General features: G+C 71.7%; 25 protein-coding genes. 4 read left to right on the forward strand and 21 right to left on the reverse strand.

What is annotated here, in order from left to right; translation table 11 throughout:
- Positions 1-311 precede the first annotated feature (311 nt).
- The 9 genes from GPY60_RS21575 to GPY60_RS21615 form a co-directional block, all read right to left on the reverse strand.
- Positions 312-1,343, reverse strand: coding sequence for an ATP-dependent 6-phosphofructokinase (locus GPY60_RS21575; RefSeq protein WP_156689738.1), 1,032 nt, complete (start codon positions 1,341-1,343; stop codon positions 312-314).
- Between the two features lie 120 nt (positions 1,344-1,463).
- Positions 1,464-2,945: an Asp-tRNA(Asn)/Glu-tRNA(Gln) amidotransferase subunit GatA gene (gene gatA / locus GPY60_RS21580; RefSeq protein ID WP_156689739.1), complete on the reverse strand. Its 1,482-nt coding sequence runs from the start codon at positions 2,943-2,945 to the stop codon at positions 1,464-1,466.
- Entirely contained in the window at positions 2,942-3,241 is a 300-nt protein-coding gene (gene gatC, locus GPY60_RS21585) for an Asp-tRNA(Asn)/Glu-tRNA(Gln) amidotransferase subunit GatC (protein WP_156689740.1), read from the reverse strand. Before gatC ends, gatA begins: the two co-directional genes overlap by 4 nt.
- Positions 3,242-3,274: 33 nt before the next feature.
- Positions 3,275-4,105, reverse strand: coding sequence for a hypothetical protein (locus GPY60_RS21590; protein WP_231639769.1), 831 nt, complete (start codon positions 4,103-4,105; stop codon positions 3,275-3,277).
- Positions 4,102-5,154, reverse strand: a complete 1,053-nt coding sequence (locus GPY60_RS21595) for a VWA domain-containing protein (protein WP_156689742.1) — start codon at positions 5,152-5,154, stop codon at positions 4,102-4,104. Before GPY60_RS21595 ends, GPY60_RS21590 begins: the two co-directional genes overlap by 4 nt.
- Positions 5,151-6,245: a hypothetical protein gene (locus GPY60_RS21600; RefSeq protein ID WP_156689743.1), complete on the reverse strand. Its 1,095-nt coding sequence runs from the start codon at positions 6,243-6,245 to the stop codon at positions 5,151-5,153. The genes GPY60_RS21595 and GPY60_RS21600 overlap by 4 nt, the downstream gene beginning before the upstream one ends.
- Positions 6,236-6,712: a hypothetical protein gene (locus GPY60_RS21605; protein WP_156689744.1), complete on the reverse strand. Its 477-nt coding sequence runs from the start codon at positions 6,710-6,712 to the stop codon at positions 6,236-6,238. Before GPY60_RS21605 ends, GPY60_RS21600 begins: the two co-directional genes overlap by 10 nt.
- Entirely contained in the window at positions 6,702-7,571 is an 870-nt protein-coding gene (locus tag GPY60_RS21610) for a DUF58 domain-containing protein (RefSeq protein ID WP_156689745.1), read from the reverse strand. The genes GPY60_RS21605 and GPY60_RS21610 overlap by 11 nt, the downstream gene beginning before the upstream one ends.
- A 4-nt stretch (positions 7,572-7,575) precedes the next feature.
- Positions 7,576-8,577, reverse strand: coding sequence for an AAA family ATPase (locus GPY60_RS21615; protein ID WP_156689746.1), 1,002 nt, complete (start codon positions 8,575-8,577; stop codon positions 7,576-7,578).
- Between the two features lie 98 nt (positions 8,578-8,675).
- On the opposite strand from GPY60_RS21615, the gene GPY60_RS21620 reads away from it, so the two are divergent.
- A complete protein-coding gene (locus tag GPY60_RS21620) occupies positions 8,676-9,332 on the forward strand; it encodes an amino acid-binding protein (RefSeq protein WP_156689747.1) in 657 nt (218 codons plus the stop codon).
- 7 nt (positions 9,333-9,339) lie between these two features.
- On the opposite strand, the gene GPY60_RS21625 is transcribed toward GPY60_RS21620, so the two are convergent.
- The 5 genes from GPY60_RS21625 to GPY60_RS21645 all read right to left on the reverse strand — a co-directional run bounded on the left by GPY60_RS21625 (position 9,340) and on the right by GPY60_RS21645 (position 14,794).
- The gene (locus GPY60_RS21625; protein WP_156689748.1) at positions 9,340-10,584 is read right to left on the reverse strand and encodes a glycosyltransferase; all 1,245 of its coding nucleotides are present in this window, start codon (positions 10,582-10,584) and stop codon (positions 9,340-9,342) included.
- Positions 10,585-10,743: 159 nt separating this feature from the next.
- The gene (gene ligA / locus GPY60_RS21630; protein ID WP_156689749.1) at positions 10,744-12,828 is read right to left on the reverse strand and encodes an NAD-dependent DNA ligase LigA; all 2,085 of its coding nucleotides are present in this window, start codon (positions 12,826-12,828) and stop codon (positions 10,744-10,746) included.
- A 73-nt stretch (positions 12,829-12,901) separates the two neighbouring features.
- The gene (locus GPY60_RS21635; protein WP_156689750.1) at positions 12,902-13,225 is read right to left on the reverse strand and encodes an ArsR/SmtB family transcription factor; all 324 of its coding nucleotides are present in this window, start codon (positions 13,223-13,225) and stop codon (positions 12,902-12,904) included.
- Positions 13,222-13,701 (reverse strand): SRPBCC family protein, encoded by a 480-nt coding sequence (locus GPY60_RS21640; RefSeq protein ID WP_156689751.1) that lies wholly within the window; start codon positions 13,699-13,701, stop codon positions 13,222-13,224. The genes GPY60_RS21635 and GPY60_RS21640 overlap by 4 nt, the downstream gene beginning before the upstream one ends.
- A 67-nt stretch (positions 13,702-13,768) precedes the next feature.
- Positions 13,769-14,794 (reverse strand): methionine synthase, encoded by a 1,026-nt coding sequence (locus GPY60_RS21645; protein WP_156689752.1) that lies wholly within the window; start codon positions 14,792-14,794, stop codon positions 13,769-13,771.
- Between the two features lie 97 nt (positions 14,795-14,891).
- On the opposite strand from GPY60_RS21645, the gene GPY60_RS21650 reads away from it, so the two are divergent.
- A complete protein-coding gene (locus GPY60_RS21650; protein ID WP_197283782.1) occupies positions 14,892-15,527 on the forward strand; it encodes a sensor domain-containing protein in 636 nt (211 codons plus the stop codon).
- 16 nt (positions 15,528-15,543) lie between these two features.
- On the opposite strand, the gene GPY60_RS21655 is transcribed toward GPY60_RS21650, so the two are convergent.
- The 5 genes from GPY60_RS21655 to GPY60_RS21675 are packed head-to-tail and all read right to left on the reverse strand — an operon-like array spanning position 15,544 to position 19,862.
- On the reverse strand, positions 15,544-15,828 hold the full coding sequence (locus GPY60_RS21655; protein ID WP_156689753.1) for a DUF4190 domain-containing protein: 285 nt from the start codon (positions 15,826-15,828) through the stop codon (positions 15,544-15,546).
- A gap of 60 nt (positions 15,829-15,888) precedes the next feature.
- A complete protein-coding gene (gene mnmA / locus GPY60_RS21660) occupies positions 15,889-16,977 on the reverse strand; it encodes a tRNA 2-thiouridine(34) synthase MnmA (protein WP_156689754.1) in 1,089 nt (362 codons plus the stop codon).
- Complete coding sequence (locus GPY60_RS21665; protein ID WP_156689755.1) at positions 16,974-18,155, reverse strand: cysteine desulfurase family protein; 1,182 nt, start codon at positions 18,153-18,155, stop codon at positions 16,974-16,976. The genes mnmA and GPY60_RS21665 overlap by 4 nt, the downstream gene beginning before the upstream one ends.
- Before the next feature lie 34 nt (positions 18,156-18,189).
- Positions 18,190-19,017: a lysophospholipid acyltransferase family protein gene (locus tag GPY60_RS21670; RefSeq protein ID WP_156689756.1), complete on the reverse strand. Its 828-nt coding sequence runs from the start codon at positions 19,015-19,017 to the stop codon at positions 18,190-18,192.
- Positions 19,014-19,862 carry a GNAT family N-acetyltransferase gene (locus tag GPY60_RS21675; RefSeq protein WP_156689757.1) on the reverse strand — a complete coding sequence of 283 codons (849 nt, stop codon included), beginning with the start codon at positions 19,860-19,862 and terminating at the stop codon, positions 19,014-19,016. The genes GPY60_RS21670 and GPY60_RS21675 overlap by 4 nt, the downstream gene beginning before the upstream one ends.
- A gap of 731 nt (positions 19,863-20,593) precedes the next feature.
- Here GPY60_RS21675 and GPY60_RS21680 point away from each other — a divergent pair.
- Complete coding sequence (locus GPY60_RS21680; RefSeq protein WP_231639770.1) at positions 20,594-22,075, forward strand: cryptochrome/photolyase family protein; 1,482 nt, start codon at positions 20,594-20,596, stop codon at positions 22,073-22,075.
- 12 nt (positions 22,076-22,087) lie between these two features.
- Positions 22,088-22,471, forward strand: coding sequence for an SRPBCC family protein (locus tag GPY60_RS21685; protein ID WP_156689759.1), 384 nt, complete (start codon positions 22,088-22,090; stop codon positions 22,469-22,471).
- A 63-nt stretch (positions 22,472-22,534) separates the two neighbouring features.
- On the opposite strand, the gene GPY60_RS21690 is transcribed toward GPY60_RS21685, so the two are convergent.
- Positions 22,535-23,491 (reverse strand): electron transfer flavoprotein subunit alpha/FixB family protein, encoded by a 957-nt coding sequence (locus tag GPY60_RS21690; RefSeq protein WP_156689760.1) that lies wholly within the window; start codon positions 23,489-23,491, stop codon positions 22,535-22,537.
- A gap of 29 nt (positions 23,492-23,520) precedes the next feature.
- Complete coding sequence (locus tag GPY60_RS21695; RefSeq protein ID WP_156689761.1) at positions 23,521-24,312, reverse strand: electron transfer flavoprotein subunit beta/FixA family protein; 792 nt, start codon at positions 24,310-24,312, stop codon at positions 23,521-23,523.
- Between the last annotated feature and the right edge of the window lie 64 nt (positions 24,313-24,376).

Here is a 24,376-nt window from a genome sequence, read left to right on the forward strand (position 1 = left end):
GGCGGGGGCTGCACCCGCAGGGACGGGTCGGAGGGATAGGGTCGCGGCACCGTGGCCGGCGCCGGGTCCGGATGGGCCGGACTTGACGGCGCGGATAGCCTGCCCACCGACCGGGCCGGTGGCCCCGCCGGGCGAGCTGGCTGTTGAACGGCTCCGCGAAGTGAACCGCGGTTGTTCATAACCGCGGTATAACCACTCTGTGGTGTGGTGGAAACCACAAAATCCAGCCGACCTGGTGAAAGCGGCTTTTTCACCGGCAAAGTTAAACCGACGTTCAGACGGCGCTACCCGCAGTTTGCCGGAACCCTGGGTCAGCCGAAGAAAGCCGCCGCGTCGTCGTACCGGCTCTCGGGCACCAGCTTCAACTGGCGCACCGCGTCAGCCAGCGGCACCCGGCCGATGTCCTGCCCGCGCAGCGACACCATCTGGCCGTACTCCCCGGCATGCGCCGCGTCGGCCGCGTTGACGCCGAAGCGGGTGGCGAGCACCCGGTCGTAGGCGGTCGGGGTGCCGCCGCGCTGGACGTGGCCGAGCACCGTCACGCGGACCTCCTTGTTGATCCGCTTCTCCACCTCGAAGGCCAGCTGTGCGGCCACCCCGGTGAAGCGCTCGTGGCCGAATTCGTCAATTCCGCCCTCGCGCAACGTGATTGAGCCTGCGACGGGCTTGGCGCCCTCGGCGACGACACAGATGAAGTGCGAATCCCCCCGCTGGAAACGGCGTTTGACCAGCCGGCACACCTCCTCGACGTCGAAGGGCTGCTCGGGGATGAGCGTCATGTGCGCGCCCGAGGCCAGCCCGGCGTTGAGCGCGATCCACCCGGCGTGCCTGCCCATGACCTCCACCAACATCACCCGCTGGTGGGATTCGGCGGTGCTGTGCAGCCGGTCGATGGCGTCGGTGGCCACGGTGAGCGCGGTGTCGTGGCCGAAAGTCACGTCGGTGCAATCGATGTCGTTGTCGATGGTCTTCGGGACCCCGACGACGGGCACGTTCTCCTCCGACAGCCAGTGCGCCGCCGTCAGCGTGCCCTCGCCGCCGATGGGGATGAGGACGTCGATGCCGTTGTCGTCCAGGGTCTGCTTGATCTGGTCCAGCCCGGCCCGCAGTTTGTCGGGGTGCACCCGCGCGGTGCCCAGCATCGTGCCGCCCTTGGCCAGCAGCCGGTCGTTGCGGTCGTCGTTCTGCAATTGCAGCCGCCGGTTCTCCAGCAAGCCGCGCCAGCCGTCCTGGAAACCGACGACCGACGAGCCGTACCGGGAGTCGCACGTGCGCACCACGGCCCGGATGACGGCGTTGAGCCCGGGGCAGTCGCCGCCGCCGGTGAGAATTCCGATCCGCATCCCCTAATCTTGCCCCCCGCCCCGCTCACGCGGCGCCAGCTGGGGGTACCTCCCGCTTGCGGGGGAACGCAAAAGCACACAAAAGACCCCGTTTTGAGGTGCTTTTGCGTCTTCTCGGCGTCAGATCGCGGTGGGCAGCGGGCCGCGGACGGCCTCGTATGCGGCGCCCACCCGGTAGAGGCGGTCGTCGGCCAGGGCGGGCGCCATGATCTGCAGGCCGACCGGCAGGCCGTCGTCCTCGGACAGCCCCGACGGCACGGACATGCCGCAGTGGCCGGCCAGGTTCAGCGGCAGCGTGCACAGGTCGAACAGGTACATCGCCAGCGGGTCGTCGACCTTCTCGCCCAGCGGGAACGCCGTCGTGGGCGTGGTGGGCGACACCACCACGTCGACGGATTCGTACGCCCGGTCCAGGTCGCGGGCGATCAGCGTGCGCACCTTCTGCGCCTGGTTGTAGTAGGCGTCGTAGTAGCCGGCCGACAGCGCGTAGGTGCCGATCATGATGCGGCGCTTGACCTCCGGACCGAAGCCCGCCGCCCGGGTCAGCGCCATCACCTCCTCGGCGCTGTGGGTGCCGTCGTCGCCCACCCGCAGCCCGTAGCGCATCGCGTCGAAGCGGGCCAGGTTGCTCGACACCTCCGACGGCAGGATCAGGTAGTAGGCCGCCAGCGCGTACTCGAAGTGGGGGCAGTCGACCTCGCTCACCTCGGCGCCCTGGGCGGTGAGCTGCTTGACCGCCGCCTCGAACGACGCCAGTACGCCGGGCTGGTAGCCCTCCCCGCGCAGCTGCTTGACGACGCCGACGCGCACCCCGCGCAGGTCGCCGGACGCGCCGGCGCGCGCGGCGCCGACGACGTCGGGGATGTCGGCTTTCACCGAGGTGGAGTCGCGGTGGTCGTGTCCGGCGATCACCCGGTGCAGCAGGGCGGTGTCGAGCACCGTGCGCGCGCACGGGCCGCCCTGGTCCAGCGACGACGCGCACGCCACCAGCCCGTACCGGGACACCGTGCCGTAGGTGGGCTTGACGCCGACGGTCGCGGTCAGCGCGGCCGGCTGGCGGATGGATCCGCCGGTGTCGGACCCGATGGCCAGCGGCGCCTGGAACGCGGCCAGCGCCGCCGCGCTGCCCCCGCCCGACCCGCCGGGCACCCGGTCGACGTTCCACGGGTTGCGGGTGGGCCCGTAGGCGGAGTTCTCCGTCGACGAGCCCATCGCGAACTCGTCCATGTTGGTCTTGCCGAGGATCGGGATGCCGGCGGCGCGCAACCGGACGGTGAGCGTGGCGTCGTACGGCGACCGCCAGCCGTCGAGGATCTTGGATCCGCACGTGGTCGGCATGTCGCTGGTCGTGAAGACGTCCTTCAGCGCCAGCGGCACCCCGGCCAGCGCCGACGGCAGCCGGTCCCCGGCGGCCACCGCGTTGTCGACCGCAGCGGCCGCCGCGAGCGCCTCGTCGCCGGCCACGTGCAGGAACGCGTGGTACTGGTCGTCCGTCTGGTCGATCTGGTCCAGGCAGGCCTGGGTGACCTCGGTCGACGACACCTCCCCGGCGGCGATGCGCGCGGCCAGGGTCGCGGCGTCGGATCGGATCAGATCGGTCACTCGCTGTCCCCCAGGATCTGCGGGACGGCGAAGCGCCCGTCGACGGCCTCGGGCGCCTCGGCCAGCGCCTCGGACTGCTTGAGGCAGGGTGTCGGCTCGTCGGGGCGCGTGACGTTGACGTCCTTGAGCGGGTTGCCGGTCGCTTCGACGCCGGTGACGTCGACGGCCTGCACCTGGCTGACGTGGCTCAGGATGGCGTCGAGCTGACCGGCGAAGCTGTCGAGTTCGCTGTCGGTCAGCGCCAGCCGGGAGAGCCGGGCCAGGTGCGCCACCTCGTCGCGGGAGATCTGGGACACGAGCGCAAAGCCTAGTGGAGCGCCGTGCCCGGCTCATTCCTGGTTGTCGCCGTAGGCGTTGGCGTTGTCGAGCAGGGTCCGCAACCGGTCCAGCGGGTCACCCGGGCCCAGGCGGTGGCCCGGCGGGGTCCCGTTGTCGACGACGGGGAGGCGGTCGGGCGAGATCGGGGCGAAGCCGCCCGGGGATCCCTGGTCGCCGGCGTCCGCGGACGTGCCCGGGGCCGACGGCGGGCTGGGTGACGCCGCGGGCGGCGGCGCCGGCGGCGCGCCCGGCGGCGGCGCGACGGGCGGCGGGGGGTGGCGCAGCGCGTCGAGTTTCTGTTGCAGCCGCGGCATCGCCTGGTCCCGGACAGCGCGGCGATCGGGATCGGGGTCGGCGTTGCCCGCAAAGCAGGCGGGCGGCGCCTCGGCGGCCACGCCGACGGCCGCGGTGTAGAACCGTTCCGCGCCGGCGGCGTCGCCCGCCCGGGCCGCCAGGTCTCCCCGCGTCTCGCGGACGAGGAGCAGGTTGATCCGCACCGGGCACGAGCGATTCTGGTCGGTGCGCGACAGTGACTCGCCGAAGCGGTCGTCGGCGTCGCCCAGGCGGCCCTCGAGCACGTTGAGGTCGCCCGCGGCGAACGCGGTCTTGCCGGGGTCGACGACGTCGACGACCCGCAGCCACGCCACGTCGCGGCGCAGCCCCTCGATGTCATGATGCGTGAAATCCGTTGCGGCCCAATGCCCGACGACGCCGACGCTGATCACCTTGGCGGCGGCGGACACGAGCACCAGGGCCGGCGGCGCGGACAGCAGGCACAGGCGCCGGCGCAGCCGGCCACGCGCCGAAACCGGGTGCCCCGACGGCCTCCCCCGCGGCATCATCGGCCGACATCCCGCGTCGACATGCGGTTACGCCGGTACTCCCGCGCCGTCAGCACGACCTCCACCAGCAGCAGCGCCGCCGCCGCCAGCGCGAAGACCCAGTAGAGCTCGAGGCGCCCGATGAACACCGTCGACTGCCGGTCGCGCTCGCCCTCGACGTTGGCGCTCCGGTTCGGCGCGGGCGCGATGCCGCTGATCGGCTGGCCGCTCTCCCGGTGGAAGTAGGGCACGTCGAGCTGAGCGGCGATGCCTTGCAGCCGGCCTTCGTCGATCGCGGACGTCAGCGGCCCGCCGCCCGGGCCGGCCTGATATCGCTTGCGGCCGTCCACCCATCCCTCCGGGACCGGGCCCCCCGCGGGGGTCCCGTACCCGAGCACCGCCCCGCCGGCAATCTTGGCCCGCCCGAGGTCGATCGGCGCGGCGGGCGCGCGGGAGCCGGGCGCCCCCTCGCCGAAGTAGAACACGAACGTCTGCGCGCCGGGGAAGACGGTCGCCGCCTCGCCGACCTTGTCGCGCAACAGGTCCCGGGCGGCGACGGGGTTGGCTCGGTACACCGCGTCCGGCGGCGCCACCGTGTAGGGCGAGAGTCCCTTGACGAACGATTGCAGGCTCCACGCGTCGTCGGACAGCGGCCAGTCGAGGGTGGCGTTGGCGGCAAAGGAGATCAGCGCGAACCGTGCGTGCGGGTAGGAGTCGATCAGCGCCCCCATGTCGGCGCGCATCCCCGACATCCGCGACGCGCCGTCGCCGAAGTCCTCCACGCGTGAGTTCACCGACCGGTCGACGACGAAGAACACGTTGACGTTGGTGTCGGCCTTCGGCGCGTCGGCGGAGGCGCCCGCGGGGTCGGCGTCGAATCCGGGGCGGCAGGCGGCGATCAGCAGCAGGATGACCGCGAATGTCATTGCGCTCCAACGCAACACCACGCGGCGCAGCCGGCCCGCGGGGGTGCGCAGCAGCAGCCGGTACAGGGCCACGATCCGAATGGTGACCAGGACGGCGCCGAGGACGACGATCCAGATCGCGGGCAGCACCGGGTAGGCCGTCATCGCCGCAGCACCGCCAGGGCGAGGGACAGCAGCGCCGCCGCCGCGACGCTCGCTATCAGCAGCGCCTCCGGCGAGTCCGCGGACATGCGGGTGATGACCTTTCCGCCGGGCAGCTCGGCGTTCGGCGCGTCGGCCCCAATCCGGTCGAGGTGGTGGGCCAGGGTCGGGTCGATGGCGGATCCGGTTGCAGGCGCGGGGTTGTACGGGAAGAAGGCGCCGCCGGTGGCCTCGGCGGTGGCGCGCAGCGAGTCGGTGTCCGCCGTCGACGACGCGGCGACGTCCGACCGCGCGATGACGTTGACCTGGACGCCCTCCTGCTCGGCCAGCCGCCTGAGGCTGTCGGCGGAGAACAGCGACGGTCGGTGATCGCCCGGCTCGCGAAAGGTGCTGTAGCCGAGGTAGATCAGCTGCCGGCGGTGCCCGCGCTCGGCCTCGTACGAGGGGAAGCCCGTCAGGCACAGGGCGAGCACGTCCTCGGCCGAGGGTGCGTAGTCGACGTAGGTGACCGGGCGGGAGAACGCCTCGACGCCTGTTTGCAGCGCGGCGCGCTCGGCGTCCGGGACGGGCCTTCGCGCGTTGACCTGCGCCTGGATGCCGGCGAGCCGCGACAGCGATTCCAGCCGGTCGGCCACGAACCCGTGGTCGCGGGTCACCGGGATGACCCGCAGCGTCGTCGAGGTCAGGCCGATCCGGCGCGTGTCCCGCGGCGCCATCCGCCGCGCGTCGTCCGCGTAGTACCGGAGGAACCCGGCCGTCGCGGGGTCGGTCGCGGGCTGACCGGCGCACAGCATGACGTCCTCGGGGTGTGCGGCGTCGAACGCGCGGCGCGACGACGCCATGCCGGTCGGGCGCGCACCGGCCGTCAGCGCCGTCAGGAAGGTGGCCAGCAGCAATACCCCGGTGACCAGGACCGACACCAGGTACGCGCGGTGCACGCGAACGTATTCGGGCAGGCGGGTGAGCCGGTCGACGTGCGCGAGCGGCCGAAGCGTCCTGCGCACCCGGGCCATCGGCGTCAGCGCCGCGGCCGCGACCGCGACCGCCAGGCAGAGCAGCCCGGCGTCGAGCACCGGCCACCACTTCAGTTCCACGCCGAGATCAGCTCCTCCGCGGACCGCCCCAGCGCCGCGACGTCCGCGCGCGCCGAGGGGTTGAAGCGGGCGTCGTTCAGCCCCTCCAGCAGGGGCCCCGCCGCCGCGAGCCGGCCACCGGCCAACTGCTCGACATGCATGTACTGCGCCCTGATGCCCGTCGCGACGTAGAGGAAGCTGCGCACCGTGCGGCTGATCGCGGCGCTGGCCTGGGCGGGGGTGAGGTCGCCGTCGCGGTACCGGGCGCCGATCCTGCGGACGGCGCGCGCGAACCGGCGCCGGTTGACCCACGCGTGGATGTCGGAGACCACCGGCATGCGACGCAGCGTCGCCGGCGGCAACGTCCACACGAAAACCGTTGCATACCAACCGATGACGGCGGTCAGCAGCAGGCAGCCGAGGACCGGCCACCACGCGGAGAACGCCGGCGGACCGCCGATGAAACGCAGCAGGCCGTCAGCCGGCACGGCGGTACGCCTCGGTCAATTCGACGATTCGGGGCCGGATCTCGTCGCTGCCCGCGATTCGGGCGAAGCGCACCCGGTGCGAGGTGAGGAAGCCGTCCAGCTGCGCCGAGCGCTTTTCCTCGGCCGCCCTGTAGGCGGCCACCACGCGCGGGCCGAGCGCGGTGCCGCCGAGCACGAAACGCCCTGTCGCGACGTCGAATCCGTCCAAACCGTCTCCCGGCCCGAGGGCGGGCATGTCGCTGATCATGAGCCACAGCAGCTCGTGCCGCCCGCTCAGTCGCGTGAGGACCTCGTCCAGCGCGGGCGTCACGTCGGGTTCGTCGGACACCACGACGAGCAGGAGGCGGTGGCGGTGGGCCCGGGACACGAAGTCGAGCCGGCCGACGATGTCACTGGTCCCGGGGTCGCGGACGCAGGCCGTGTAGTAGCGGTCCAGCATGCTCTCGACGTGCGTCTCACCGCGCCGGCCGGGAATGGTGACCGAGCCGCGGGAATCGCCGTACACCATGCCGATCTCGTCGCTGCGGCCGATCGCGACGAGCCCGATCGCGCCCATGGCGTTGGTGGCCACCTCGCGCTTCACCTCGCCGCCCGCCGCCAGGGCGGACATGTTGCGGCCCGAGTCGGCCACCAGGAGGATCTTGTGGTGCTTCTCCGAGACGAAGCGTTTGATGAGCACCGAGCCCGAGCGCGCCGAGGCCTTCCAGTCAATGTCGCGCACGTCGTCCCCGGGAACGTAGGGGCGCAGGTCGTCGAGCTCGAGGCTGCGGGTGTGCAGCAGCGCGTAGCGGCCGCCCTCGAGGAGCCGGCGGGTGTCGGTCCCGAAATGCGACTTCGCCTGGTTCAGGTGCCGGCCCATGAAGTCAGGGCACCCGAACCGATTGCAGCACAGCGTCTATGACCATTTCGGGGGTGACGTCGACGGTGACCGCCTCGAAACCCAGGATGAGGCGGTGGCGCAGGACCCGGTGCGCCAGCGCGCGAATGTCGTCGGGAATCACGTGGTTTCGGCCCGACAGCACCGCCAGCGCCCGGGCCGCCTGGCAGAAGGCGATGGTCGCCCGCGGGCTCGCGCCGTACTCGACCAACCGGGCGAGGTCGGAGGGCAGGAATTCGGTCGGGTTTCGCGTGACGTGCACGAGCTCGCTGGCGTAGCGGATCAGCGCCGGGTCGAGGTGCACGTTGCGGACGATGTCCCGCAGCCCCAGGATCTCGTCCACCGTCACCACCGGGTGGGGCCTCTCGTCGCGGTCGTAGACCCCGGCGTCGATGCGGGCGATCACCTCGACCTCGTCCTCGGGCCGCGGGTAGCGCAGGATCTCCTTGAGCATGAACCGGTCGGTCTGCGCCTCCGACAGCGGATAGGTGCCCTCCTGGTCCACCGGATTCTGGGTGGCGATCACCAGGAACGGTTCGGGCAGGGGGTAGACCTGGCCCGCGATGGTGGTCTGGCGCTCCTCCATGGCCTCGAGCATCGCGCTCTGCGTCTTCGCGCTGGACCGGTTGATCTCGTCGAGCAGCACGATGTTCGCGTGCACCGGGCCCAGTTGCGTGGTGAACGTGTTGGTCGAGGAGTCGTAGATCTGCGTCCCGATGATGTCGCTGGGCAGCAGGTCGGGCGTGCACTGGATGCGCTGGAACGCGCCGGAGACGGCGTCGGCGACGACCCGGGCGGCGGTCGTCTTGGCCAGGCCCGGAACGCCCTCGAGCAGGATGTGGCCGCCGGTGAGCAGGCCCAGCAGCAGCGATTCGCGCAGGTAGTCCTGCCCGACGACCTTGCGGGCGAAGGCCCGCGAGACGGCGTCCACCACGTGGTAGGCGTGCTCCATCTCCTGCCGGTCGGGCTGCACTCGGCCGGCGGTCATGCGCGGCCCCCGAACCCCGGCCCCTGGCGCTGCGGACATGTCAGAGCGCCTACCCGGTAAAAGTGCACCCCACGCGCCGCTGTGTCACAGTGTTGGCCGTGCCGTCCTATCTGTTGCGCATCGTGCTGGTCGACCGGCCCGGGAGCCTGGGCTCGCTGGCGGTCGCGCTGGGCTCGGTGGGCGCGGACATCCTGTCGCTCGACGTCGTGGAGCGCAGCGCGGGTCATGCGATCGACGACCTGGTGATCGAACTGCCGCCGGGGGCGATGCCGGACACGCTGATCACGGCCGCCGAGTCGCTGTCCGGCGTCTGGGTCGACAGCATCCGCCCGCACACCGGCCTGCTCGAGGCGCACCGCGAGCTCGAGCTGCTCGACCACGTCGCCGCGGCGGCCGACAGCGACGCGCGGCTGAAGGTCCTCGTCAACGAGGCCCCCAAGGTGCTGCGGGTCAGCTGGTGCATGGTCCTGCGCAGCGCAGACGGGGAGCTGCAGCGCCTCGCCGACAGCCCCGGCACCCCCGAAACCAAGGCGAATTCGGCCCCGTGGCTGCCCATCGAGCGGGCGACGGCGCTGGACAGCACCGCCGAGTGGATCCCGCAGGCCTGGCGCGACATGGACACCACGATGGTCGCCGCCCCGCTGGGCGACCCGCACACCGCCGTGGTGCTCGGCCGCCCGGGCCCGGAGTTCCGGCCGTCGGAGGTGGCCCGGCTGGGATACCTCGCCGGGATCGTGGCGACGATGCTGCGCTGAGCGCGAGTCACGCCGGCACACGGTCCACCAGGCCGTTGTAGATGGCGATGATCTTCTCCGTCTGCCGGGATTGCCGCGCGGTGTCGCGGTGCGCGCCGACAATCTGGGTCATCGCCCGCACACTGTCGCGGTCCTCGACCAGCGTCCGGATGGCCGCGGCCAGGGCCGCCGGTGACGGGTCGGCGGCCAGGACGCCGCCGCCCCGCGGGACCGTCTCGCCCAGCGCGGGATCGCAGTAGATCGTGGGTAGCGACATCGCGGCCGCCTCCAACAGCACCAGGCCCTGGGTGTCGAAGTCGTAGGACGTGAACAGCAGGGCGTCGCTGTTGCGCATCGCGACCAGGCACTCTTCGCGATCGACCCTGCCGCGCAAGCGGATTCGGCCGGACAGACCCCCAGACTCGATCGTCTTGCGGATGGCCGATTCCAGGTGTCCCTCCCCGTAGATGTCCAGCACGCAGTCGTCCACCCGGGCGACCGCCTCCACCGCGGCGAGCGCCCGCTTCTCCGACGACAGGCGCCCACACCAGATCAGGCGCAGCGGCTCGCCGTCGGAGGGCCGCGGCGCGTCGACGGCACCCGCGCGGTCGATGACGTCGTCGTCGACTCCGTTGGAAACGACCGAGATCGGGCGGCTGACGCCCCGGCTCGCCAACGACTGCGCGAAGTGCCGCGTCGGCGTGATCTCGTGGTCGACGGCCTGCGCGTGCGCGACCATGAGCCGCCAGGCCAGGCGGGAGGCCATGCCTTCTTTCGCGGGAGTCAGCGTGAATTCCCTTGACAGGTAACGCTTTTGCATCTGGGCGAACAACACGGCCAGCGGCAGCGGGGTGGCCGTGGCCTGCTCGAAGTAGACGTCGAAGCGGGTGTGCTTGGTCTGCACCACCGGAACGCCGTGGCGGCGCGCGGCGGCCACGCCCGCGATCGCCACGCCCAGGTCGCCATGGGTGTGCACGACGTCGATCGGCTCGCCGGCGGTGAACGCCCCGTCGATGATCGCGCGGTTCACCTTCGACGGCCAGACGAACATGAAGTCGTCGTGCCGGCCCAGCCTGCGCAGCAACGGCGCGACCACCGGCACCGGCTTCAGCTCCACCACGCACGGGTCCCGGTCGACCGCCTTGGGCAGCGGCGCGGTGAACACGGTGACCCGGTGCCCGCGCTGCTCAAGCGCGCGGCGTTGGGTGGCCACCGAGACCTGCGTGCCCCCGAGGCTGTCGGGGTGAAGATCGGTGAAGAGCGCGACATGCATCGGCAAACCTCTCGAAAGTCGGTGAAAGCGGCCCGCGGGCACTGATCGGCGACGTACGACCGCCCTGTCTGCCCACCCCCGCAGGAAGGTCAAGTAGTCGCGGCGTCCATGCTACTGAGCGCCCCGCGACCCGCCTGCGAATCCGCCGCTGAACAGCGGTTATTCCGGAGCGGGGGCGGGCGGCGGCCCGTCGTCGAGCAGGGTGCGGAAGCCGTCCTCGTCCAGCACGGGCACCCCGAGCTCGACGGCCTTGTCGTATTTGGAGCCCGGCGAGTCGCCCGCCACGACGTAGTCGGTCTTCTTCGACACCGAACCCGCCGCCTTGCCGCCGCGCGCGATGATCGCCTCCTTGGCCTCGTCCCGGGAGAAGCCGGTCAGCGAGCCGGTGACCACGATCGTCAGGCCCTCCAGGGTGCGCGGCACGCTGGCGTCGCGCTCGTCGGCCATCCGCACCCCGGCGTCGCGCCACTTCTCGACGATGGCGCGGTGCCAGTCCACGGTGAACCACTCGGTGACCGCCGCGGCGATCGTCGGGCCGACGCCCTCGACCGCGGCCAGTTGCTCGGTGGACGCCGCCATGATCGCCTCGAGGCTGCCGAACTCGGTGGCCAGCGCGCGGGCGGCCGTCGGCCCGACGTGCCGGATCGACAGCGCCACCAGCACCCGCCACAGCGGCGCCGCCTTGGCCTTGCCGAGGTTGGCGAGCAGCCGGGCGCCGTTGGCGGACAGGGTTCCGGCCTTGGTCCGGAACAGCTCGGTGCGCAGCAGGTCGTCCTCGGTGAGGGCGAACAGGTCGCCCTCGTCGGCGATCACCCCGGCCTTGAGCAGCGCGATGGCCGCCTCGTAACCCAGTCCCTCGATGTCGAGGGCCCCGCGGCCGGCGACGTGGAACACCCGCTCCCGCAGCTGCGCCGGGCAGGACTGGGCGTTGGGGCAGCGGATGTCGGCGTCGCCCTCCTTGGCCGGGGCCAGCGTGGTGCCGCACTCGGGGCACTCGGTCGGCATGACGAATTCGCGTTCGGTGCCGTCGCGCAGGTCGACGACGGGGCCGAGGACCTCGGGGATCACGTCGCCGGCCTTGCGGATCATCACCGTGTCGCCGATCAGCACGCCCTTGCGCTTGACCTCGCTCGCGTTGTGCAAGGTGGCCAGCCCGACCGTCGACCCGGCCACCTTCACCGGCGTCATGAACGCGAACGGCGTCACCCGGCCGGTGCGCCCCACGTTCACCCTTATGTCGAGCAGCTTGGTCTGCGCCTCCTGGGGTGGGTACTTGTAGGCGACGGCCCACCGCGGCGCCCGCGACGTCGCCCCCAGCCGGCGCTGCAGCGCGAAGTCGTCAACCTTGACCACCACGCCGTCGATCTCGTGCTCGACGTCGTAGCGGTGCTCGCCCCAGTAGGCGACCCGGTCCTCGACGGCCGCGAGGCCGCTGACCCGAACGGTCTCGGTCGCGACCGGCAGGCCCCAGGAGCGCAGCGCCGTGTAGGCCTCGTGCAGGGTCCGCGGCGCGAACCCCTCGACGCGGCCGATGCCGTGGCAGGTCATCCGCAACTTGCGCCGGGCCGTGACGGCCGGGTTCTTCTGGCGCAGTGAGCCGGCCGCGCTGTTGCGGGGATTGGCGAACGGGGCCTTGCCGTCCTCGACGAGGCTGGCGTTGAGCGCCTCGAAGTCGGCGAGCATGAAGAACACCTCGCCGCGCACCTCCAGCAGCGAGGGCAGCGCGAATTCGTCGCTGGGCGTGAGCCTCTCGGGCACATCGTCGATGGTGCGGGCGTTGAGCGTGACGTCCTCGCCCACCCGGCCGTCGCCGCGGGTGGCGGCCCGCTCGAGCCGGCCGTCGCGGTACACCAGCGACAGGGCGACCCCGTCGATCTTGAGCTCGCACAGGTAGTAGGGGTCGCGGCCGATCTCGTTCTCGACGCGGGCGCTCCACGCGGCCAGCTCGTCGCGGTCGAAGACGTCGTCGAGGCTGAGCATGCGCTCGAGGTGCTCGGCTTCGCCGAACTCGGTGGCGAAGCCGGCCCCGCCCACCAGCTGCGTCGGGGAATCCGGCGCACGCAGGTCGGGGTAGCGCTCCTCGAGCGCCAGGAGTTCGTTGAACATCGCGTCGAAGTCGGCGTCGGAGACGATCGGCGCGTCCTTGATGTAGTAGCGGAACTGGTGTTCCCGGACCTCGTCGGCCAGGTCCTGCCACTGGCGCCGCACCTCGGGCGGGGCCGCGTCGGCGTCGGCTGAACTCACCTTCGCAGGCTATCGAAGGGCGCCGACAGCAGCCCCGGCGCGCCCGGCACGGTCACGGCGGCGCGCGCGGCGCTCACTCCTCCACGTAGGCGCGTAATCGCTCGATGGCGGCGTCCCATCGCCGGGACAACTGCGTCAGATAGTCGCTGGCCTCCGTCAGGTGGTCGGACTCCACCGTCCAGACGCGTTCGCGTCCGCGCCGTTGGCTGCTGACCAGCCCGGCGGACGCCAGTAACAGGAGGTGCTTGCTCGCCGCCTGCCGGCTGACCGGGATGCCCCGCGTGACTTCGGTGGTCGAACTCGGGCCGTGGTCGCAGAGCCGGACGACGATGCGCAGCCGGTTGGGATCACCCAGCGCGTCGAACACCGTCGCGGCGACCGCCCCGGCGGCGCTCACACCCGTGCGTTCTCGGTGTAGCGGCGCACGAGTTCGGTCTGCATGGCCCAACCCTCGGCGTTGGCGTCGAACGACGAGCGGCGGCGCGCCTCGGGTAGGGATTCGAAGCCGGATTCGGTGACGGTGAGGAGCACGCCCTCGGGCGTTTCGGACAGGGTGAACTCCACCAGCGTGGTCGGCTCTCCACCCTCGGGGTCCGGCTCGCCGGCGCAGGGATGCCAGCGGTAGGCGAACCGGCGCCGGGGTTCGACGGCCACGATGTGCCACGTGCTGGTCGTCCCCGCGTGCGGCTCCTGACGTTTGGCGACCTCGTCGTCCACCACCGTCGGGGTGATCGTTGCGGTGACGGACGTGCCGGCGACGAACGGCCCGTCGAAGCGGACGCCGAACCAGCGACCAAACTCCGCCGCCTCGCTGACCGCCCGCCACACCCGGTCCAACGACGCGCGCAACACCACGCGCTTCTCGATCTTCATATGCAACCTCCTGGTTGCACGTCAGTGCATCACGGGCCGGGTAAAAGTGCAACCCTTTGGTTGCGCGTTAGATCGCCTCCGGGTCGTCGGCGAACGCCTCGGCGGCCGAGCGGGCCAGCTCGATAGCGGTGCGCGCCCACCGCGGCGTCGCACCCGCCAGGCCGCACGCCGGGGTGACGCCTATGCGGTCGCGCAACGCGGCGCGGCCGAAGCCCAGGCGGTCGGTCACTGCCACCACCGCGCCGGCCACCTGCTCCGCCGACGGGCGCCGCTCGGGCGGCTCGGCGGGGACCACCCCCAGCACCACGGTGCGGCCGGACTCGACGAAGGCGGCGATGCCGTCCAGGTCGGCGGCCTGCAGCGTGGCCGCATCCACCGAGACGGCTTGAATATCGCTGTCCCGCAAAATATCCCACGGCAGACCCGCGGCGCAGCTGTGCAGCAGCACCTCGGCGCCCGCCGTGGCGGCGCAGGTGTCCAGGAGCGAGCGGGCCACCGCCTCGTCGAGCGGGGCGACGGGGCTCAGCGCCGTCACCCCCGTCAACCGGCCGTCCAGGGCACTCGGCAGCAAGGGCTCGTCGAACTGCACGACCACCGGCGTCTCGAGCCGCCGGGCCAACGCCGCCCGGTGCGCGGCGACACCCTCGGCCAGCGACGCCGCGAGGTCGCGCACGGCGCCGGGGTCGGTGATCGCCCGGTGCCCGTTGGCCAGTTCGAGACCGGCGGCCAGCGTGACCGGCCCGGGCGCCTGCACCTTGACCACCCGCCCGCCGCCGCGCAGACCCGCCGTCTCCCAGGCCTCTTCGAGGGCGTCGCAGTCCTCGTCGAGCAGGCTGACGGCGCGCCGCGTGACGGCCCCCGGCCGCGCCGCGATGCGGTAACCGCGCGGCACCGTGTCAATCGCGACGTCGACCAGCAGCGCCCCGGCCCGACCGAGCGTGTCGGCGCCCACTCCCCTGGCGGGCAGCTCCACGATGTGCGGCAGCGCCGCCCCCAGTTCCCCGACGACGATGGCGGCCGCCTCGCGGGCGACGGTGCCGGGCCAGGAGCCGACGCCACTGGCCTGTGCGAACGGACGGGCGAAATCACTCACCCGGCAACCGTATTCGACGTCACGCCGGCCGGCGCTCGCGAGGGGTCGTCGCACCGGGTAGCTTCAAGCCGAGAAGGGCCCCGAGAAGAGCATGCACATGGCGAAATGGGCGCGGCCGGCGCTGGTGTGGAGCGCGGTGCTGCTGACGGCGGCGTGCACCCGGGTGGTGGACGGCACGGCGCTGCCCGGAGTCGGGGCCACGCGCAAGGCAATCCATGGCGTCAACGTCGACACCATCCTGCTGGACCAGTCGCGCATGCGCGCGATCACCGGCGCGGGTGAGCACCTGACCGTGATCCCGTCGATGGACGGCACGAGCCCGGTCGAAATCGACGCGCTCGCCGAGAGCGCCCCGCGGCAGTGCCGGTTCCTCTACGCCGAGACGGCGACGTTCGGGCCCGACATCGAGGAGTTCCACAAGACCACCTTCCAGGACCCGCCCGACGGCGCGCTCATCTCCGAGGGCGCGGCCGCCTACCGCGACGACGACACGGCCCGGCGCGCGTTCGGCTCGTTGGTGGGGGCGGTGGGCAGCTGCGCCGGCGACTCGTCGGGCGAATTGCTGGTGGGCGACTGGAAGTCCGAGGCGGGGACGCTGCATCTGGCCCCGGGCGGCTGCGGCCGCGACTACCGGTTGATGTCCGTGGCGATGGTGGAAGTGACGTTCTGCGGCTTCCCGCAATCGGTGTCCGACATCGTGATGACGAACATCGCCGCCAACCTGCCGCGCTAGCGCGAGGCGGGTCAGTTCACCAGTGCGCCGTCGTCAGCAGCTCGAAGTTCGGCCTGCCCCACTGAATCCACAGCATCACGTGCAGCGCCGTGAAGCCCAACGAGACCGCCAGCGCGGCGATAGCGAGCACGAAGCCGCCCTCCTGGCGGTGCTTGGCCTGGCGCAGCGCGACGACGGCGAGCACCCCGCTCACGGCCGGGCTGGCGTACATGCCCATCAGGCTCAGAACGAACGCCGCGATGGCCAGGGCGTTGGTCCGGGCGGTCGGCACCTCATGAGTCGTGACCTGGTGTGTGCACACGTCTGCTGATTCCTTTCCTCGCTGTCGAGGAAAGGTTCGGCGGTGGCCCTTGGCGGATCCTCAAAGAATGCTTGAAACCGACGTGCGGGCGATGGTCGCGCTACCCAGCACCTCGTCGCCGTCGGGGTCGGGCCGGTAGAGCACCAGCGTCTGCCCCCGCGCCACACCGCGCAGCGGGTCCCCCAGCCGCACGACGAGCTCGTCGCCGTCCAATTCGGCGACGGCGGAGACCATTTCGCCGTGGGCGCGGACCTGCACCGCGCATTCGACGGGCCCCGCCGGGGCAGCCCCCGCCGTGAAGACGGGATCCCGTCCGACCAGCCCGCGCACGTCGAGGTCGGCCGCCTCCCCCACCTCGACTGTCGCGGTCAGCGGATCGATCGCGGTCACGTAGCGGGGCCGGCCGTCGGGTCCCGGCCCGGCGATGCCGAGGCCCTTGCGCTGGCCGATCGTGAAACCGTGCACGCCGTCGTGGGTGGCCAGCACGGCGCCGTCCGCGGTGACGACGCTGCCGGGGCGCACCCCGATCCGCTCGCCGAGGAAGGCCCGGATGTTGCCCGACGGGATGAAGCAGATGTCGTGGCTGTCCGGCTTGTCGGCGACGGCCAGGCCGCGGCGGGCGGCCTCGGCGCGAATCTCCGGCTTGGGGGTGTCCCCGACCGGGAACGCGGCGTGGCGCAACTGCCCGGCGGTCAGCACGGCCAGCACGTACGACTGGTCCTTGTCGCGGTCGACGGCCCGACGCAGGCGGCCGCCCGACAGGCGGGCGTAGTGCCCGGTCGCGACCGTGTCGAAGCCCAGCGCGAGGGCCTTGGCCGACAGCGCCGAGAACTTGATGCGCTGGTTGCACCGCACGCAGGGGTTGGGGGTTTCCCCGCGGGCGTAGGACTCGACGAAGTCGTCGATCACGTCGGCGGCGAACCGCTCGGCGAAATCCCAGACATAGAACGGGATTCCGAGCACGTCGGCCACCCGGCGCGCATCGGCGGCGTCCTCCTTGGAGCAGCAGCCGCGCGACCCGGTCCGCAGCGTGCCCGGCGCGGCCGACAGCGCGAGGTGCACGCCGACCACGTCGTGGCCGGCGTCGACCATGCGGGCGGCGGCGACCGAGGAGTCGACGCCGCCACTCATGGCGGCGAGGACTTTCACTTCATCGCCCCCGCGGCGGCCAGGGCGGCCCCGCGGGCCCGCTCGACGGCACCGGGCAGGACGCGCAACACCTCGTCGACGTCCGCGTCGACGCTCGTGTGGCCCAACGAAAGTCGCAAAGATCCGCGGGCGCTGGCCGGGTCGGCGCCCATCGCGAGCAGCACGTGCGAGGGCTGCGCGACACCGGCCGTGCAGGCCGAGCCCGTCGAGCACTCGATGCCGTTGGCGTCCAGCAGCATCAGCAGCGCGTCGCCCTCGCAGTCGCGGAACGTGAAGTGCGCGTTGCCGGGGAGCCGGTGCGGGTCGCGGGCGCCGTTGAGGCTTACGTCGTCGATGCCGGCGAGGACCCCGTCCACCAGGCGGTCGCGCAGGTTGCGCAGCCGGGCGACGTGGGCGTCGAGCCCGTCGACCGCGATGCGCGCGGCGGCGGCCATGCCGACGGCGCCGGCGACATCGGGTGTGCCGGAACGGATGTCGCGTTCCTGCCCGCCGCCGTGCGCCAGCGGCACGCAGGCCACGTCGCGGCGCAGCAGCAGCGCGCCCACGGCCGGGGGTCCGCCGAACTTGTGCGCGGTCACGCTCATCGCCGACAGCCCGGAGGCGGCGAAGCCCACCGGCAGCTGCCCCACCGCCTGCACGGCATCGCTGTGCATCGGGACACCGAATTCGGCTGCGAGGGCGGCGAGTTCGGCGACCGGCAGCACGGTGCCGACCTCGTTGTTGGCCCACATCACCGACACCAGCGCGACGTCGTCGTGGTTCTGCAACGTCTCGCGCACCGTCGCCGCCGACACCGAACCGTCAGCGGCGGTGGGCAGCCAGGTGACCTCGGCGCCCTCGTGCTCGACCAGCCAGCGCACCGAGTCCAGCACGGCGTGGTGCTCGACCTCGCTGGTGATGATGCGCCGCCGCTTCGGGTCGGCGTCCCGGCGGGCCCAGAAGATGCCCTTGACGGCCAGGTTGTCGCTTTCGGTGCCGCCGGCGGTGAAGATCACCTCCGACGGGCGGGCGCCGAGCTTGTCGGCGATCAGTTCGCGGGATTCCTCGATCCGCCGCCGCGCCGCCCGGCCGCTGGTGTGTAGCGAGGAGTCGTTGCCGACGGTGCCGAGCGCGGCCGTCATCGCCTCGACGGCGGCGGGGTGCATCGGGGTGGTGGCGGCGTGATCCAGGTAGACCATGACCCGCCCCACGATACCGGGCCGCTCAGGCGTGTTACGCCACCAGGACGTGGCGCGGACCGCGGTGCTGCGGCGCTCCGACGCCCACCGCGGACTGGCAGCGACGGGCCAGCACCCGCCGGTCGGAGCCGGGCAGTTGCAGGGATTCGACGTGCACGTGCGCCCAGGTGCGGCGCACGGTCAGCAACCGGCAGATGGCCGCGCCCAGGGTGTCCTCGCCGACGAAGGCCGGGGCGGTCGAGACGCTCCCGTCGGCGTGGTGATAGGTCAGCCGAAGCGGCTGCACCGGACGGCCCGGGTCGATCGCGGCCTGGAACATGGCGGGATAGAAGGACCCGCACGCGACCCCGCACCACGTCGTGCCCTCGGGGAAGGCCACCACCGTCTGACCGGCGCGCAGCCGGTCGGCGACGGTCTCGACCACCCCCGGCAGCCGCCGCAGGCTGGCCCGCTCGATCGGGATGATCTTGAGCAGGCGCGCCAGGCGCCCGCCGAACATGTCGGCGCGGGCGACGAACGACCCCGGTAGCACCGAGCCGATCGCGAAGACGTCCAGCCAGGACATGTGCGGGCTGACCACAAGGACCCCGCGCAGGTTGCGGATCGGGGCGCCCGACACCTTGATCCGCACGCCGAAGCAGCGCAGAACCGCGCGGCAGTAGAAGCGCTGCACCCGCACCCGGCCCGGCAGCGGCATCGCGATCAGCGGCACGAGCGGCGCCAGCAGCAGCGCCAGCGTCAGGCGAAGCGTCACCCGGAGGGTCACCCGCCACCGCGGGGACGCGGGGCCGGCCCCGACGCAGGTGCTGTCGCACGTCGCGCGCGGCAGCCAGGCGTGGGCGGTGACGCCGGGTGCGCTCATCGCGCGGCCATCTCGGCCGCCGCCGACACCGAGCGCAGCCGCTTGAGATACCGGGTATCGGCCTTGCGTTTGTCCAGCAGCACGCAGAAGTCGCCGACACCGAAGTCGGGGTCGTGCGCGGGCTCGCCGCACACCTGCGCGCCCAGCCGCAGGTAGCCCCGCATCAGCGGCGGAACCGTGGGACGCGGCGGAGCCGGGATGTCGTCCAGCGGCACCCCGCCGACGACCACCGGCCTGAACGGCCGCACGCGGTACTGCGGCGGGGCGGCGTGGCGGGCGACGATGAAGTCGCGGACCCCGCGCAGTTGGCTGCCGGGGGCGTCCCCGTCGTCGTCACCGCCGATCGGCACCGACACGCAGCCCGTCACGTAGTCGTAGCCGTAGCGGTCCAGGTAGGCCAGGATCCCGGCCCACATCAGCAGCACCACGCCGCCGTTGCGGTGGCCGTCGCGCACCACGGCGCGTCCCATCTCGACCAGCGACGGCCGGAGCCCGTCGAATGCGTGCAGGTCGAATTCCGTCTCGGTGTAGAGCCCGCCGGCCGCGATCGCGCCCGCGGGCGCCAGCATCCGGTAGCAGCCCACCAGTTCGCCGGTGTCGTCGTCGCGGACCAGGAGGTGGTCGCAGTACTCGTCGAACCGGTCGACATCGATGTGGCCGCGGCTGCCGTCTGCGGTCGGCAGGGCGAAGCCCGGGGTGCTGGTGAACACGTCGTACCGCAGCCGTTGCGCGGCCTCGACCATGGCGGGGTCGGTGGACAACAGCAAGGAGTAGTGCGGCCCCCCGGACGAGCTGGCCGCCGATTCGGCTTTGTCGCTGGCTATCAGGACGGAAGCGATGCTCATGGCCCCAACGTGTCGCAGTCGGTGAGCGAGTCGGCGTCGGCGCTGTGACGTGTCGGTGCACGTCAGATGACGAATGGGGCGAAATCGCGGCCTTGCCGCGCCGCAGATTGCCGGGATCTGAAATCCGGTGCACGGTTGGGTGCCGGCGGTGAACGCCGCGAAAACTTCGCTAGGCGGCGCGGGTCGCCATCAACGCTGGGGCGGCGGGGGTGCCTCGACGTCGTCGACACAGGACAGGGCGATGGCCACGATCGCCCCGAAGGGGATCGGCCAGCCGACGCAGGCGGCGCCAAGTTCCGCGTCAGACACGAGCGGTTTCGACCGTCGTGATCGCTGGCATGGTCAGACCTCTCGTCCGGGGTGGCCCGTGGATGGATGTCGGGCAGCGTGATCACGCGCGCCACGACGTAGGCAGACGCCGGCGGGTCTCGACGCCTCGAGCTCGGGTAAGCCCTTTAGTGGACTTATCGTTTAGTACTACACGCTTAAGACGGTACTGTAAAGATTGTCCACTAGCCTGCGCCGGACGCGCCCTGTCCCGCAGAGCACATGCCGCCGATTCGACCGGGAAAGCTCGCGCAACGATGGCCCCCGTCCCACCGAACCGAGGCGCGCGCCCCCGAACGCGCCGGTCCCCCGACGTCGCCGCGGGGGTTGAGGGCGGTGCGCCGGGGGTAGTGCATCACCATGCGCTGGGGCGGGCAATCGATCGACCGTCTTCGGCGGCCGAGGTGAGCGCGCCGGGGCGACGGTGGTGTTTCGCCGACCAGTTCGGCCCGCACTTCCTGGACGAGGCCGATCAACCGGTGTTGCTGATCGAGTCCCGGGCGGTGTTCGAGCGCCGCCGATTTCACCGCCGCAAGGCCCATCTGGTGCTGTCGGCCCTGCGCCACCGCGCGGCCGAACTGGGCGAGCAGGCCGTCTTCCTGCAGACCCGCACTTACGCCGAGGCCCTCGAGCAAATCACCGGCCCCATCAGCGTGTGCCAGCCCACCTCGCGGGCGGCCGACCGGTTCGTCCGCTCGATGCCGCGCGTCGAGGTGTTGCCGGCGCGTGGATTCTGTACTCCGGCAACAGAATTCGAGGAGTGGGCCGGCCGCCAGCGAAGCCTGCTGCTGGAGAACTTCTACCGCGACGCGCGGCGCAGGTTCGGCCTGCTGATGGACGGGAACGAACCCGCCGGCGGCCGGTGGAATTTCGACGCCGACAACCGCGAGCCGGCCCCCAAGAACGCCGACACCCTCGACGTGCCGCCACCCTGGCTGCCCGAAGAGGACGAGATCGACGAGCGGGTGCGCGCCGACCTGGACCGCTGGGAGCGTGACGGCGCGGTGGCCTTCGTCGGCCGGGACGGCCCGCGCGAATTCCCGGTCACCGCAAGCGAAGCCCGCGCGGCCTTCGAGGTGTTCCTGCGGGATCGCCTGCCGCTCTTCGGACCCTACGAGGACGCGATGCTGGCCGGCGACCGGTTCATGGCCCACAGCCTGTTGTCGGCGCCGATGAACCTCGGCCTGCTCGACCCCCTCGAGTGCGCCTACGCCGCCGACGACGCCTACCGCGCCGGGCGCGTGGGGCTGGCGAGCGCCGAGGGCTACATTCGCCAACTGATCGGATGGCGCGACTACATCTGGCACGTCTACTGGCACTTCGGCGCCGACTATCGGGCGCGCAACGCCCTGCGGGCCCACGCCGGGCTCCCGGAGTGGTTCGCGAGCCTGGACGCCGACGCGGTGGAGGCGCGGTGCCTCAAAGACGTCCTGGCCCAGGTGCGCGACCACGGCTGGGTGCACCACATCCCGCGGCTCATGGTGCTGAGTAACTATGCGCTGCAACGCGGTTGGAACCCTGCCGCCGTCACCGACTGGTTCCACCGGTGCTTCGTCGACGGCTACGACTGGGTGATGGTCGCCAACGTCGTCGGCATGTCCCAGCACGCCGACGGCGGCCTGATGGCGACCAAGCCCTATGCCGCGGGCGGCGCCTACATCAACCGGATGAGCGACTACTGCGGCGGGTGCACCTACCGCCCCAACGAGCGGGTGGGCGACCGCGCCTGCCCCTTCACCGGCGGCTACTGGTGGTTTTTGGACCGCAACGAGCAATTGCTCGCCGGCAACCGCCGCATGAGCCAGCCGCTCGCCGGGCTGCGGCGGCTCAAGGACCGCAACGACGTCGTCGAACAGCAACGCCGACTGGGACAGTCGGCGCCCTAGGAGGATTCGCGCATGATGCTCACCGTCGATCGAGCGATCGCGGCGCCCCCGCCCGCGGTGTGGGAGCTACTCGTCGATCTCGACGCGTGGCCGCGGTGGGGACCGACGATCCGGGCGGCGTGGCTCGACGAGCCGCACACCGGCTTGGCGCTGGGTGTGACTGGCACGGTGCAGACCTCGCTGCTGGTCGAAGTGCCGTTCGTGATCACCGAATTCGACCCGGGCCGGATGTGGGGCTGGAGGGTGGCCGGTGTCCCGGCGACCCGGCACTGGGTGCACCCCACCGACGACGGGGCGCGGGTGGGCATGGGCGTCCCGTGGTGGGGCGCGCCGTACGTGACGGTGTGCGCGCTGGCGTTGCGCCGCATCGACGCGATGGCGACCGAGGCGTCCTGACCGGTAAACGCAAAAGCACGCGACACGCCGTGCGTGCGCGCGCTTTTGCGAGTGGTGCGGGGCTTAGCCCTTGCGCTGCTTGATCGCGTCGGTCAGCTGCGGGCCCACCTTGAACAGGTCGCCGACCACGCCGTAGTCGGCGATCTCGAAGATGGGCGCCTCCTCGTCCTTGTTGACCGCGACGATGGTCTTGGACGTCTGCATGCCCGCGCGGTGCTGGATCGCGCCCGAGATGCCGAGCGCGATGTAGAGCTGCGGCGACACCGTCTTGCCGGTCTGGCCCACCTGGAACTGGCCCGGGTAGTAGCCGGAGTCGACCGCGGCGCGTGACGCGCCGACGGCGCCGCCCAGCGAGTCGGCCAGCTCCTCGACGACGTGGAAGTTGTCGGCGCTGCCCACGCCGCGGCCGCCGGACACCACGATGGTGGCCTCCGTCAGCTCGGGGCGGTCACCCGCGACCGCGGGCTCGCGCTTGGTGATCTTGGTGGCGTTCTCGGCCGCGGCCGGCACCTCGACGGTGACCTGCTCACCGGCGCCGGCCTTCGGCTCGGCGTCGATCGCGCCACCGCGCACCGTGACGATCGGGGTGTCGCCACTGACCTGCGCCTCGACGGTGAACGCGCCACCGAAGATGGAGTGCACGAACTTGTTGCCGTCCTCGACCCCTACGACGTCGACCAGCAGCCCGGACCCGAGGCGGGCAGCGAGCCGGCCGGCGATCTCCTTGCCGTCGGCGTTCGCGGACAGCAGGACCGCGGCGGGCGAGTTGGACTCGACCAGCGAGGCCAGCACGTCGACGTAGGGGGTGATCAGGTAGTTCTCGGCGTCGTCGGACTCGGCGACGTAGATCTTCTCGGCGCCGGCCTCCTTGAGCCCGTCGACCAGCGGCGCGGCCGTGCCGGGCTTGCCGATCACGACGGCGGCCGGCTCGCCCAGCGCGCGGGCGGCGGTGATCAGTTCGGTGGTGACCTTCTTCAGGGCGCCTTCGGCGTGCTCGACGAGCAGCAGTACTTCAGCCATGGGTGATTTCGCTCTCTCGTGGGAGGGTGTCAGATGATCTTCTGGGCGACCAGGTACTGGGCGATCTGGCTGCCGCCTTCGCCTTCGTCGGTGACCTTCTCGCCTGCGGTCTTGGGCGGTTTCGGCGTCGACGACAGGACGGTCGACCCGGCGTTGGCGAGCCCGACCTCGTCGGGCTCGACCCCGATCTCGGCGAGGGTCAGCACCGTGACCTCTTTCTTCTTCGCGGCCATGATGCCCTTGAAGGACGGAAAGCGCGGCTCGTTGATCTTCTCGGTCACGCTCACCACCGCCGGCAGGGTGGCCTCGAGGGAGAACACGCCGTCGTCGGTCTCGCGCTCACCGGTGACCTTGCCGTCCTCGATGGACAACTTGCGCAGGTGGGTGAGCTGAGGCAGGCCCAGGTACTCGGCGATGATGGCCGGCACGGCCCCGCCGGAGCCGTCGGTGGACTCGTTGCCGGCGATGACGAGCTCGGTGCCCTCGATGGTGCCCAGCGCCTTGGCCAGCGCCCACGCCGTCTGCACGACGCACGAGCCGTGCATGCCGTCGTCCTTGAGGTGGACGGCCTTGTCGGCGCCCATGGACAGGGCCTTGCGGATCGCCTCGGTCGCGCGCTCGGGGCCGGCGGTCAGCACCGTGACCGAGCCCTCGCCGCCTTCCCGCTCCCGGATCTGCAGGGCCTCTTCCACTGCGCGCTCGTTGATCTCGTCCAGCACCGCGTCGGCGGCCTCGCGGTCCAGGGTGTAGTCGCCGTCGTTCAGCTTGCGCTCCGACCAGGTGTCTGGGACCTGCTTGATCAGAACCACGATGTTCGTCATGGGTGTGGCTTTTCCTCCTCGAAAGAGTCCCGCAGTGTCGGCTGCGGGACCTTGCTACACGTTG

It is taken from the genome of Mycobacterium sp. Marseille-P9652, assembly GCF_902652685.1.
Taxonomy (GTDB): Bacteria; Actinomycetota; Actinomycetes; order Mycobacteriales; family Mycobacteriaceae; genus Mycobacterium.